Here is a 14,652-nt window from a genome sequence, read left to right as displayed (position 1 = left end):
TATAAATTGAAGGATGGTATATGTGAAAGAGATTGTATTAGGCATAGATATCGGTACAAGTTCTGTTAAAGCCATTGCTATTAATAAAAGAGGTGACGTTTTAGATAGCGTCAGCGAACCCATCGATGTTATTAATCAACAAACAGGTTTTAGTGAACAAAATCCAGATGATTGGTTTAAAGCATCTAAAGATTGCATTAAGTACTTATTAAATTCTGTAAAGTTAGCAAATATGAAGGTCAAAGGTATTTCATTTTCTGGCCAAATGCACAGTTTAGTACTGCTTGATCATCAATTTCAACCACTTAGAAATGCCATTTTATGGAATGATACAAGATCCACTTTTCAATGCGAACAAATAAAACAGCAATTTGGTGAATATGTAATGGATAATCCTGTGTTAGAAGGATTTACATTAACTAAGTTGTTATGGGTAAAAGAAAACGAACCATTGATTTGGTCCAAAGCAAATGTGTTCTTATTGCCTAAAGATTATGTGAGATTTAAATTCACAGATACGATAAATATGGAATATTCTGATGGCTCAAGCACGTTGTTAATGGATATAGCATATAAGTGTTGGAATAAAAAAATTTGTGAGTATTATGGTGTATACCAATTATGTCCCAATTTAATTGAATCACAAAATTTTGTAGGGTACATCAATACTTCAACTGCAGATGAATTAGGTATAGGTGATGATGTGGCAGTATTTGCTGGGGGTGGAGATAATGCCTGTGGTGCATTAGGTGCAGGTGTTATTAACGATGGCGATACATTATGTAGTATCGGCACTTCTGGTGTGATACTAGCGTGTGATTCTGAGCATACGGGTACTTATTATCACAATATACATCATTTTAATCATGTACTCCCTGAAAAATCTTATGCGATGGGAGTAATATTAGCTGCAGGAGATAGTTTGAAATGGTTTCAAAAAAACATCGCTCCAAATTTAACTTATAGTCAAATTTTGGATGAAGCAAAACAGTCTTCTATAGGGAGTAATGGTTTAATATATGCACCATATCTATCAGGAGAACGTACACCTCATGGGGATAGTCAAATTAGAGGAAGTTTTATTGGCTTAAGCCGTATGCATTCGATTAAAGATATGGCTCGCGCGGTTATTGAAGGTATTACTTTTGCATTATATGAATCTATCTATTATTTACGTGAAAATGATAAAAAAATTAAAGAAATGACTTCTATTGGTGGTGGAGCTAAAAGTGATTTTTGGCTTCAATTACAAGCTGATATCTTCAACGCTAAAGTATATAAATTAAAGCATGAAGAGGGACCAAGTATGGGAGCAGCGATGATAGCAGCAAAAGGTGTAGGGTGGTTTCATGATACCGCTGAGATGGTAAGACAATTTATACAATATGATAAAGTATTTGAACCATGTATAGAAAACCATATGCAATATAAGCAGTATTTTGCAATATATAAAAAAATCTATGGTGATACCAAAAAAATAACAAAAGAATTATTAAAGTTATCGCAATAAAATTATAATATCGGTGCAATTATGTCACTATTTCTTATGATATTTCCTGGAAAATAAAAAGCTTAAAAAATATAGACGGTTGAAAAAATACAGTTTTTACGTTAAATTAAACATGAAATAAACATAAAATGCATATCAATTAAATAGAGATAAGTTTAGACCACTGGAAGTGCCTTTATGACAAAAGGCTGAGACGAGCGTGATACGCTAGAATTCCTTGAACCTGATCCAGTTTGTACTGGCGTAGGAAAAGTGGCGTTATAAACCGTATTAGTCCGTTCATATTAACGTTATTTTTCCTATTTGGAAAAGTAACGTTTTTTTTATTTTTAGGAGTGATTATAGTGATTATTGCGATTACCAATTATCATAAATTAACCAAGAAAGATAGCGCGAATTATTGTGAAATTGAACCTTATATTGATTATCTCATCGTCAGGTCACCGATGTGTACTTCTGAGAAGATTGAATGGATTAACCAACTAAAGCAACAACATTTTCCAAAAGATAAAATTATTATTCACAGTGATTATCGTGTACTCCAATCTTGCGGCTTATCACGCATACATTTTAGAGAAAATGATGAGCAAATCCGTGCTTTAAAACAACATTGTTCAGACATAAAAATAAGTATGTCTACACACAGTAGCCATGCAATTCAATATGCAGAAGATTTAAATTTAGATTTTGTACTTTATGGGCACGTATTTGAAACAAAGTCTAAAAAGGGGTTAACCCCTAGATCATTTAGTGAGGTCAATGAAGCATTGAAAAGTGATATTCCCGTAATCGCATTAGGTGGCATTAATTTAACAACTATGCCTCATTTGCCTAAGGGATTTCAAGGTATCGCAGGTATTTCTATTTTTAATCACTCAATAAAAACAGTACAAGCGTTACACAGAGCATGGTTACATTATGAAACAACACAAAATTAATGATTTATTAATCAATAAGCGAGAAAGGAATGAATCATGATGCATTGCATTATTAATGGTGATAATTTCACATTTGAAAATCCTTTAAATATACAAGAGGTATTGCAAACACTTGGTTTAGACGAAAAAAGAGTGATTGTTGAACATAATAAAAAATTAATTAAGCAAAACCAATTTCAGAATCATATCGTTAATGATAAAGATTGTTTAGAATTATTAGAATTTGTAGGAGGCGGATAAGATGTTTAAAATAGGAAAATTTGAATTTAATTCAAGATTGTTATTAGGTACTGGTAAATTTGAAACAGAAGCCATTCAAAAAGAGGCAATAAATGCATCTGAAACAGAGGTTTTAACTTTTGCAGTACGTCGAATGAACTTATATGATGAGAAATTTCCTAATCCTTTAGCAAAAGTTGACTTATCAAATTTTGTTACTTTTCCTAATACTGCTGGAGCAACTTCAGCTGAGGAAGCGATAAGAATTGCAGAAATTGCTAATCATGCCAATCTTTGTGACATGATTAAAGTAGAAGTGATAGGTGATCAGGAAACCTTACTACCTGATCCGCTAGAAACATATGAGGCGTGCAAGGTTTTACTAGAAAAAGGTTATACAGTGTGTCCTTACATTTCAAATGATGTTGTACTTGCTAAGCGTTTAGAAGAATTAGGAGTACACGCGATTATGCCACTAGCTTCACCTATTGGTACAGGAAGAGGAATAAACAACCCTTTAAATCTACGTTATATTATTGAACGCGCCAATGTACCCGTAATTGTGGATGCAGGGGTTGGATCACCAAAAGATGCATGTCATGCTATGGAATTAGGGGCCGACGCCATTTTATTAAACACAGCAATTTCTAGTGCGAAAGATCCAGGGAAAATGGCAGAAGCCATGAAGTTGGGTATTCAAGCAGGAAGAATGAGTTATCAAGCAGGGAGAATACCAGTTAAGTACACAGCTCAAGCTTCAAGTCCAACAGAAGGCATCGGATTTTTATGATGGAAAGATATTCTCGTCAAATACGCTATAAAAATTTTGGTGAACAAGGCCAGCGTAAACTAGCGCAAACACATGTGATGATTGTAGGAGCAGGAGCGTTAGGAAGTCATTGTGCAGAAATATTAACACGTATGGGGATTGGCGAGCTTACGATTATTGATATGGATATTGTAGAATTATCAAATTTGCATAGACAAGCCACTTATACTGAAAACGATGCACAAACGATGATGCCTAAAGTGGAAGCACTAAAAAAGCATTTGTTAGATATAAATTCTAATATTAAAATCAACACATTATACAAAGAAATAACTTGCACCAACATTGAACACATTTTAAGAAAATCAAATCCTGATATCGTCATGGATGGCATGGATCATTTTAAAATTAGATACTTGATTAACGAAGTATGCCATAAATTTTCGATACCTTGGATTTATGGGGCAGCAATCGGAAGTCAAGGTACCGTTTATGGTATTGATTATAAAGGCCCATGTTTAAAATGTGTGCTCGATAAGATGCCAGAATCTGCAGAAAGTTGTTCTATTAATGGTGTGTTACCTACAGTTATATACCAAGTAGCTAGCATGGAAGTTTCAGAATTATTACGTTGGATAACAGCATCTGGATTCTCTCAAAAATTAATAACGCTAGATACTTTTTCAATCCAGTACCATACAGTGAATATCAACCAACTTAAAAATGACGATTGTAGCATTTGTGTACATCAGAGATATGATTTACTGAACCAACCTCAACATACAAACGTAGAATCTCAATGTGGCAATACATTTTTGCTTCGTTTCGATGAAAATATTTTTGAATATGCACATTACCTACCTGCCAAAATTAAAAAGGCCAATAGCTTTGCTAAATTACTTTCTTATAACGAAATCGATATTACTTTATTTAAAGATGGTCGTATGAATGTTTATGGCTTGGAAGATGAAGGACAGGCGCAAGCATTATATACACATTTTGTTAAAAGCATAAAATAGGACATTTACATTTCTCAAAAGCAAAAATTTTAGAATAAAAATTAAAGTTTCTTAAATCGTAACAAATTTGTGACATATTTGTTAACAGCTCTTCTCAACATTGAAACACTATATATTGTGGTATAAATTATGTTTATATACAATATATAGAAAAGAAGGGGTAAAATGAATAAATTAGAACAAAATTTAACGAAACTTATTACAAAAGATCCAACAGTTATTAACGAAAATGCTAATAAAGATAGTGCCACTTTTTCTACAATGAGAGATTTAACAGCAGGTGTTGTATCTAAATCATATGCTTTGGATTACTTATTACCTAAACATATAGCTGAAGCACATAAAAGTGGAGATATACATTTCCATGACTTAGATTATCACCCATTTCAACCACTCACTAACTGTTGTTTAATTGATGCTAAAAATATGTTGAAACATGGATTTCGAATTGGCAATGCATCTGTGACATCGCCAAAATCAATTCAAACAGCTTCTGCTCAGCTTGTACAAATTATTGCCAACGTCTCTAGTAGTCAATACGGGGGTTGTACCATTGATCGAGTAGACGAATTATTAAGTGATTACGTAAAATATAACGAAGCAAAACATAGAAAATTGGCACAACAATTTGTTGATGATACACATATTGATGCATATGTTGATTATCAAATCACCCAAGATATTAATGACGCAATTGAAAGTCTAGAATACGAAATAAATACACTTTATACTTCAAATGGACAAACGCCATTTGTCACTCTTGGTTTTGGTCTAGGTATAGATGAATATAGTAGAAAAATTCAACAAGCGATATTGAAAACACGAATAAAAGGACTTGGAAAAGACCGTATAACAGCTATATTTCCTAAATTAGTTTTTTCTATTAAAAAAGGTGTGAATTTTAGTGAAGATGACCCTAATTATGATATTAAAAAATTAGCATTAGAGTGTTCTACAAAAAGAATGTATCCAGACATATTAAATTATGATAAAACTGTAGAAATTTTAGGTGATTTTAAAGCGCCAATGGGTTGTCGTTCTTTTTTACCAGTATGGAAAAATGAGCAAGGTGAAGCAGAAAATAATGGAAGATGTAATTTAGGTGTAGTAACGCTTAATGTGCCGAGAATAGCTATAGAATCAGATGGTGATATGGAAAAGTTTTGGGAAATCTTTCATGAACGAATGCAAATTATGCACGACGCATTAGTTTATCGCATTAAACGTATGGAACAAGCTACACCTGATAACGCTCCAATTTTATATAAAAATGGTGCGTTTAAACATCGTTTAAGTGATGAAGAGAGTGTTATGTCATTATTTAAAAACAAACGTGCTACGTTATCGATAGGTTATATTGGTCTGTATGAGGCAGCTACTGTTTTTTATGGCCCTGAGTGGGAAAAAACTGCAAGAGGTAAAGCCTTCACCTTACAAATTTTAAAAGCTATGAAAGTTTATCAATTGGAATGGACTGAACGCTACGACATTTGGTTTAGTATATATAGTACACCAAGTGAATCATTAACAGATCGTTTTTGCAGATTAGATAGAGAAAAATTCGGCGATATATTAGATATTACAAGCAAGGGGTATTATCAAAATTCGTTCCACTACGATGTGCGAAAAGATATTACACCATTTGAAAAGATAGACTTTGAGAAAGATTATCCATTTTATGCTAGTGGTGGTTACATACATTATTGTGAATATCCAAAATTAGACCATAACATTAAAGCATTAGAAGCGGTTTGGGATTATTCATATGACAAAGTTAGTTATCTAGGAACAAATATTCCTATAGATCATTGTCGTTTATGTGATTTTAAAGGTGATTTTAAAACAACTGCATCAGGATATCAATGTCCAGAATGTGGAAATAGCGACCCTAAAACCGTAGATGTAGTAAAACGAACATGTGGCTATTTAGGTAATCCAGTGCAACGTCCTACAATCGAAGGTAGACATAAAGAAATTTGTGCAAGAGTAAAACACATGAAAGACCAGTCGATATGACAATACTAAATATCATTAATGGACAAGGTTACATTGCCAAAATAGAGTCACAAAGTTTCGTAGATGGCGAAGGCGTGAGATGTAGTTTATATGTTTCAGGGTGTCCATTTGCATGTTTAAATTGTTATAACAAAGCAGCTCAAAATTTTAAGTATGGTGAGAAATTTAATATTGAAACTTTAAATGAAATATTAGAAAATTGCGAACCTGATTATATAGAAGGTTTAAGTATTTTAGGTGGGGAATCATTTTGTAACTTAGATATAACACTCAATTGTGCTCATGCATTTAGACAACGTTTTGGTCATAGCAAAACCTTATGGGTATGGACTGGATTTTTATTTGAATACTTAAGGAATGATCAATCTCAGAGAAATGAATTATTGAAAATTATAGATGTACTCGTCGACGGTCCTTTCATGCATCACTTATATAAACCCAATTTACCTTATAAAGGTTCATTAAATCAACGTGTGATCGATGTGCAAAAATCATTAGTCGATGGTAGAATCCATGAGTATATAATTTAACATTGTGGTTATATCTGTGTCCTGAAATTGAGGCGAATTGCTATTAATATGATATAAAGTTAATTACAATCATAATTAAGACAAAAATAGATTTAGCAAATTGCTAATAAAGGAGCGTATGAGCAATGTGTACAGGTTTTTCATTTATGTCTGAAAATCATCAAGCTATATTAGGTCGAACAATGGATTTTGTTTATCAATTAAAAGGTAATCCAGCGGTTCAACCACGCCACTATTACTGGGAATCGCGTGTAGAGTATAAAGGTGAAACATTGTATGGCTTCGTAGGTTCTGGCAGCGATATGGAAGGATTTTTATTTGGAGATGGTGTTAACGAGCATGGCGTTGGTGTTTCAGTACAATATTTCAGAGGCTATGCTTCTTATGCAAATGAAACTAAAGCAGGCTATATGAATATTGCTCAAAATGAAGTGATAAATTGGATACTAGGTTATAACAAAAACATAGCTGATTTAATTAAAAACGCACAAAATGTTAATGTCGTGGCACATACTTTGAACGATCTCTCTGAAGTTCCACCGTTACATTATCATATTTCTGATGATACGGGTAGAACGGTAGAACTCACTTTTGATAAAGGTCAAATAGTCGTTAATGACAATCCAGTTGCCGTTTTGACTAACAATCCTGATTTGAATTGGCATTATGAAAATTTAAGAAATTATATAAACATTTCACCACATAAACCAAATGAAAGAAATTTTGCTAATATTAATTTAAAATCATTAGGCAATGAAGGTGGCACCTATGGCTTACCAGGTGGATACACATCATCAGAAAGATTTGTTCGTATTGCTTACTTGAAAAATTATTTAGAAGAAGCAGCAAACAGTCCTGAACAAGACATACTTAATGCTTTTAAATTATTGGAAATTATGAGTATACCTAAAGGCGCAGTTAGAGATGAACAAAATGATTTACATTATACGTTATATCAGACGGTCTTAAATTTAACGACACGTACATTTTATATTAAATGGTATAACTCTAATAAAATTACTGAACTACATTTATCAGAAGATCTACTGAATAAAAAAGAAATGACTATTTTTGAGCCAACTGATGGATTAGCGATAAATCGCTTGAATTAAGATTTAAAGCGAGCACTTAATTAGAATGAATTTTAAACAATCAATAACTAATATGAGACACATAAAAAACGATCGTTTTTTATGTGTCTTTTTATGTTTAATAACAATCATTTTTGATGGAAAAAAGTTTTTATCTCACTATTTTACTTAAAAATTCAACTTTTTTACTGACGCATTATAAGTACTGTTGGTCATTAAATTTAAAATTATAATGATTAAAGAAAGATAAATTGTATTAAATTTAATAACATCTAAAATGATTTTACTATCGAAAAGGAGAGTTAGATAACAATGAGAATATTTAGAGAGTATATGGCTAGGAGAAATAATAGATATTCCATACGTAAATTTACGATTGGAACAGCTTCAGTACTTTTAGGAAGTTTATTAATTTTTCAACATAGTGAAGAAGCCCAAGCTGATACTTTACAAAAAGAACAACAAGAAGTGAAAGAAATACCTCCTAAAGTAGATAAAGAGAACACTAACAATGATTCAAATTTTAATAATATATTAGAAAAAGAGAGTAACAATGACACAGTACAACAACCCATCCAAGCTGAAATTGATAATAAAACAGAAAACAAAAGTGCTTCAAAAGATACAAAATCAGTTGAGGAAGGTACTGAGATAACATCGCAACAATTCGAGTCAAATGCCGATACTATTATTGAAAATAAAGAACAACCAGACCATTCAGATGTAAACGAACAAGATATACAAAATGATAAACAAGAAAAAACACCTGAAACAATAAAAAACGATGAGGAAATAAAGGCATTAGATACTGAAAAGCCAGATATAGATAAAAAACAATCATCAACTGCCGAAAATACAGATACTAAAATAAATAGTAATTCGAAATTGAACGAAAAAGAGCAATCAGTCACTCAAAATTTGATTTCGATGGAAAATAGAGTTACTGAAACGAAAGTTGAAGTGCCTAATAATAATATAGAGAAAAATGAATCAGAAAAAGGTTTGAGCACGAACGAAAAAGACGTCAAAAATGAAAAACAACCAGAAAAGCAATATATTCCAAAAACTCGAGTAGCTAGAAGTATCGACCGAAATCGATACTATAATGGAATAAGCAGTAATCACCATTACTTTGGACCTAGATTATCTTATAATTCATTAAGAGCCGGAGATTATATTGCGACGGCACTTAATGAAGTAGAAAGAAATAGAGGAGAACTAACGGAAGAAGAAAGAAAGCTGTTTTTAAGAAATATTATTAGACAAACTTCATTAAAAAATAATAAAGCGGCTTATGACAGAATTTTTAATAGGGATTATTCTGTAGCAAGAAATAGAAAAATCACAGGGAGTCAAGCGAATAATATAAACACACTACTGTCAAAAATGAAAGATTTAACAGTTAATCGTGACAGTCCGAATTATCAAGGTATATATACATTTACAAATCAAAATGATGTAACTAAAAATGATTTTGGTATAGTAAAAGATGAAGTGTTACATGATGGTGAAGCTTTAATAGCAACAATGGAATTGTCAAAAGAAAAAGGTAGAGGAACGTATAGATTTGAAAACTATGCGATAAGACCAAATGATAGCCTCAATAAAAAAATTAAACAGGTCGTAGCAGTTTATGAAGGTAGACAAAGAGTTGTATTACGACAAGATCATTTAGGTTATTATTCATATACACGTCCAAACAGTGGCGGAAATGGTGACCCTGATAGAGGTGGTGGATCAGGCGGATCAGTAAAATTTTACATTTCTTTTGACGCTAATCAATATATTGATGTGAATAAAGATAAATTATTTGGTTATATCTTGAGTGATACTACAGATACTAATGTATTAAGAGGCGTAAATATTACTAATAAAGCTGTTAATATCCAAGAAGTGGCAGAAACAATCAATGAAGCTTTGAAAAAAGCAAAAATCAAAAAAGTAGAAGATGCTATAGAAGCAGCAACACAAGTGCAAAAACAAGCCAAAATAAAGCTAGGTGAAGTGACGCAAGACCAATTAGTAACACCAGATGAAAAAGCCGAAATAGATAAAATGAATGTAGAAATTGAAAAGGCCAAATCATCAGCAATACAAGTATTAGACGCTCTACCGAATGGCCTCACTAATAAAGATTTATTACGAAAAAGAATAAATGATATTACATCCGTAACATCACCAGAAGTAAACGATGCAGATAGTAATGGTGTGCTAGATACTGAACAATTGTCTGAAGCAACACAAGCAGTAGTGAATGCGGAACAGACAAAAGCAGCAGTAGATACGAAGTTGGCAGAAGTAACAGCAGATGGATTAGTGACTCCGGACGAAAAAGCCGCAGTAGATGCGTTAATACAAACATTAGAAAGCGCAAAACAAACAGCGAAAGAAAAATTAAATAATGTATCGAATATCATAGTAGGAAAAGATGATCTCCAAACAAGGCTAGATAACATTGCATCCGTAACATCACCAGAAGTAAACGATTTAGATGGTAATGGAGTCTTGGATACTGAACAATTATCCGAAGCGTCTCAAGCCGTAGCGAATGCCGAACAAGCGAAAACCGCAGTGGATACGAAGTTATCTGATATTACAGCAGATGGATTAGTAACACCAGATGAAAAATCAGCAGTAGATGCGTTAATCCAAACATTAGAAGCAGCGAAACAAACAGCGAAAGAGAAGGTAAATAGCGTACCATCTAGTATCGCAGGTAAGACAGATTTACAAACAAGATTGGATAACATTGCATCTGTAACGTCACCAGAAGTAAACGATGCAGATGGTAACGGAGTCTTAGATACAGACCAATTATCCGAAGCAACGCAAGCAGTGACTAATGCGGAACAAGCAAAAACCGCAGTGGATGCGAAATTGGCAGAAGTAACATCAGACGGATTAGTAACTCCAGATGAGAAATCAGTAGTAGATGCATTGGTTCAAACATTAGAAACAGCGAAGGAAACGGCGAAAGAGAAGGTGAATAGTGTACCGAATGGTACTGCTGGTAAAGATGATTTACAAACAAGATTAGATAACATCGCGTCAGTAACATCACCAGAAGTAAACGATGCAGATGGTAACGGAGTCTTGGATACTGACCAATTATCCGAAGCGTCTCAAGCAGTAGTGAATGCAGAACAAGCAAAAACCGCAGTGGATACGAAATTGGCAGAAGTAACATCAGACGGATTAGTAACTCCAGATGAGAAATCAGCAGTAGATGCGTTAATACAAACATTGGAAGCATCGAAACAAACAGCACAGGAGAAGCTAAACAATGTACCGAACGGTACTACAGGAAAAGATGACCTACAAACAAGACTAGGTAACATCGCCTCTGTAGCATCACCAGAAATAAATGACGTAGATAGCAATGGCGTGCTAGATAGTGATCAATTATCAGAAGCATCACAAGCCGTAGCGAATGCAGAACAAGCAAAAACCGCAGTGGATACGAAGTTATCTGATATTACAGCAGATGGCTTAGTGACTCCGGACGAAAAAGCCGAAGTAGATACATTAATTCAAACATTAGAAAGTGCAAAACAAACAGCACAAGAGAAAGTAAATAGTGTACCGAATGGCACTGCAGGTAAAGATGATTTACAAACAAGACTAGATAACATCGTGTCAGTAACATCACCAGAAGTAAACGATGTAGATGGTAACGGAGTTTTGGATACTGAACAATTGTCTGAGGCATCTCAAGCAGTAGTGAATGCAGAACAAGCGAAAGCCGAAGTAGATAATAAATTAGCAGAAGTAACATCAGACGGTTTAGTAACACCAGATGAAAAAGCCGCAGTAGATACGAAGCTATCTGATATCACAACAGATGGTCTAGTAACATCAGATGAAAAAGCCGAAGTAGATGCATTAATTCAAGCATTAGAAAGTGCGAAACAAACAGCACAAGAGAAGATAAATAATGTACCAGCAAGTACCGAAGGTAAGACAGAGCAACAAACAAGACTGGATAATATCACTTCAGTAACGTCACCAGAAGTAAACGATGTAGACAGTAATGGTGTTTTAGATACAGATCAATTGTCTGAAGCAACGCAAGCCGTAGCGAATGCAGAACAAGCGAAAACGGCAGTAGACACGAAGTTGGCAGAAGTAACATCTAATGGTCTAGTAACACCAGATGAAAAAGCTGAAGGAGATGTATTAATTCAAGCATTAGAAACTGAGAAACAAGTAGCGAAAGAGAAATTAGATAATATACCGGACAGTACAGAAGGTAAAGATGATTTACAAACAAGATTGGATAATATCACATCAGTAACGTCACCAGAAGTAAATGATGCAGATAGTAATGGAGTCTTGGATACTGAACAATTATCCGAAGCGTCTCAAGCAGTAGTGAATGCAGAACAAGCGAAAACCGTAGTAGATACTAAGTTGTCAGATATAACTTCAGATGGACTATTAACACCAGATGAAAAGGCAGAAGTAGATGCGTTAATCCAAGCATTAGAAAGCGCGAAACAAACTGCAAAAGAGAAACTAGAAAGTGTGCCGAATGGTACTGCAGGTAAAGGTGACCTCCAAACAAGATTAGACAGCATCGCTTCAGTAACATCACCAGAAGTAAACGATGCGGATAGTAATGGTAAATTAGATACAGACCAATTGTTTGAAGCAACGCAAGCAGTAGTAAGTGCGGAAAAAGCGAAAGTGACAGTGGATACGAAATTGACTGAAATCACAGCAGATGGATTGGTGACTCCAAACGAAAAGGCAGAAGTAGATGCGTTAATTCAAGCATTAGAAAGCGCGAAACAAACTGCAAAAGAGAAAATAAATAGCGTACCGAGCGGTACCATAGGGAAAGATGAGCTCCAAACAAGATTGGATAACATTAAATCCGTAACATCACCAGAAGTAAATGATGTAGATAGTGATGGTAATGGAGATAATCAACACATTTCTGAAGCAGGAAAAGCAGTAGTGAATGTGGAACAGGCAAAAGCAGCAATAGATACAAAATTGTCTGAGGTAACAGCAGATGGATTAGTGACTCCAGATGAAAAAGTGAGCGTAGATGCGTTGATCCAAGCATTAGAAAGCGCGAAACAAGCAGCGAAAGAGAAATTAGGTAGTGTGCCAAATGGTACCGCAGGGAAAGCCGAGTTACAAACAAGATTGGACAATATCACATCAGTAACATCACCAGAAGTGAACGATGCAGATAACAATGGTGTGCTAGATACAGATCAATTATCCGAAGCGTCTCAAGCAGTAGTGAATGCGGAACAAGCCAAAACGACAGTGGACAACAAGTTAACAGAAATAACATCCGATGGTCTAGTAACGCCAGATGAAAAATCTGAAGTAGATGCATTAATTCAAACATTAGAAAGCGCAAAACAAACGGCAAAAGAAAAGCTAAATAGCGTACCAAGCGGCACTGCGGGTAAAGATGATTTACAAACAAGATTGGACAATATCACATCAGTAACGTCACCAGAGATAAACGATGCAGATAGTAATGGCGTTTTAGATACAGACCAATTGTTAGAAATGTCTCATATCATAGAAGATGTGGAAAAAGCAAAAGCATCAGTGGATAAAAAATTGTCTGAGATAACATTCGATGGTTTAGTAACTCCAAGTGAAGCAGCCGAAATTGATAGACTAATCTTTGGATTGAAAGTAATCAAACAATCAGCGAAAAATAAATTGAATACTATACCGGATGGCATACCAGGTAAAGATGTGTTACAAAGAAGATTAGACAATATCACATCAGTAACATCACCAGAAGTAAATGATGCAGATAGTAACGGTATCTTGGATATAGAACAATTATCAGAGGCGGAAAAAGCGATAGAAGCAGCTGAAATAGCAAAAAAAGCAGTGGATAAAAATTTAACTGAAATCACATCCGACGGCTTAGTGGCTCCAGAGGAAAAAGCAGCAATAGATCAGTTGATTCAAACATTAGAAACTGCGAAACAAGTAGCGAAAGAGAAATTAGAGAATGTACCAAACGGAACTGCGGGTAAAGATACGTTACAAAGAAGATTGGATAATATCGTATCGATAACATCACCAGAAGTGAATGATGCAAATAGTAATGGTGTTCAAGATACAAAACAAGTATCAGAGGTAAGTAAAGCGATTAAAGCAACAGAATCAACAAAAGCAGCAGTAGATAAGAAACTAGCAGAGATTCAATCTGATGGACTAGTAAATCCAAAAGAGAAAGCAGCAATAGATCAGTTGATTCAAAAATTAGATAAAGAAAAACAAGCAGCGAAAGCTAAGTTAGCTAAAGTACCAAACGGCACAGCAGGAAAAGCAGAGTTACAAAGAAAACTAAATCAAATACCATCAGTAACATCACCAGAAGTGAATGATGCAGATAGTAATGGTGTTCAAGATACAAAACAAGTATCAGAGGTAAGTAAAGCGATTAAAGCAACAGAATCAACAAAAGCAGCAGTAGATAAGAAACTAGCAGAGATTCAATCCGATGGACTAGTAAATCCAAAAGAGAAAGCAGAAATTGATAAGTTGATTCAAAAATTAGATAAAGAAAAACAAGC

At 34.2% G+C, this 14,652-nt stretch carries 9 protein-coding genes and 1 riboswitch; all 9 genes read left to right on the top strand.

Going from position 1 to position 14,652, the window contains the following annotated elements; translation table 11 throughout:
* Positions 1-22 precede the first annotated feature (22 nt).
* On the top strand, positions 23-1,510 hold the full coding sequence (gene xylB, locus HMPREF2586_RS05455; RefSeq protein WP_070812669.1) for a xylulokinase: 1,488 nt from the start codon (positions 23-25) through the stop codon (positions 1,508-1,510).
* Between the two features lie 155 nt (positions 1,511-1,665).
* A riboswitch (TPP riboswitch) is annotated at positions 1,666-1,778 on the top strand.
* A 76-nt stretch (positions 1,779-1,854) separates the two neighbouring features.
* On the top strand, positions 1,855-2,448 hold the full coding sequence (locus tag HMPREF2586_RS05450; protein ID WP_081254298.1) for a thiamine phosphate synthase: 594 nt from the start codon (positions 1,855-1,857) through the stop codon (positions 2,446-2,448).
* 39 nt (positions 2,449-2,487) lie between these two features.
* Positions 2,488-2,688: a sulfur carrier protein ThiS gene (gene thiS, locus HMPREF2586_RS05445; protein WP_046206950.1), complete on the top strand. Its 201-nt coding sequence runs from the start codon at positions 2,488-2,490 to the stop codon at positions 2,686-2,688.
* 1 nt (position 2,689) lies between these two features.
* Complete coding sequence (locus HMPREF2586_RS05440) at positions 2,690-3,457, top strand: thiazole synthase (RefSeq protein WP_046206951.1); 768 nt, start codon at positions 2,690-2,692, stop codon at positions 3,455-3,457.
* On the top strand, positions 3,457-4,455 hold the full coding sequence (locus HMPREF2586_RS05435; protein WP_070658172.1) for a ThiF family adenylyltransferase: 999 nt from the start codon (positions 3,457-3,459) through the stop codon (positions 4,453-4,455). The genes HMPREF2586_RS05440 and HMPREF2586_RS05435 overlap by 1 nt, the downstream gene beginning before the upstream one ends.
* A 165-nt stretch (positions 4,456-4,620) precedes the next feature.
* The gene (gene nrdD / locus HMPREF2586_RS05430; protein WP_064209978.1) at positions 4,621-6,471 is read left to right on the top strand and encodes an anaerobic ribonucleoside-triphosphate reductase; all 1,851 of its coding nucleotides are present in this window, start codon (positions 4,621-4,623) and stop codon (positions 6,469-6,471) included.
* Positions 6,468-7,001 (top strand): anaerobic ribonucleoside-triphosphate reductase activating protein, encoded by a 534-nt coding sequence (nrdG, locus tag HMPREF2586_RS05425; RefSeq protein WP_070812668.1) that lies wholly within the window; start codon positions 6,468-6,470, stop codon positions 6,999-7,001. Before nrdD ends, nrdG begins: the two co-directional genes overlap by 4 nt.
* A 125-nt stretch (positions 7,002-7,126) precedes the next feature.
* A complete protein-coding gene (locus HMPREF2586_RS05420; protein ID WP_064209980.1) occupies positions 7,127-8,113 on the top strand; it encodes a choloylglycine hydrolase family protein in 987 nt (328 codons plus the stop codon).
* Positions 8,114-8,404: 291 nt separating this feature from the next.
* Positions 8,405-14,652, top strand: a 6,248-nt coding sequence (locus HMPREF2586_RS05415) for a GA-like domain-containing protein (protein WP_141756817.1), incomplete at its 3' end; no start/stop codon positions are given.

The sequence above is a fragment of the Staphylococcus sp. HMSC034G07 genome (assembly GCF_001835975.1).
In the GTDB taxonomy this organism is placed as follows: domain Bacteria; phylum Bacillota; class Bacilli; order Staphylococcales; family Staphylococcaceae; genus Staphylococcus; species Staphylococcus ureilyticus.
This window is presented reverse-complemented; position numbering and strand designations above follow the sequence as displayed.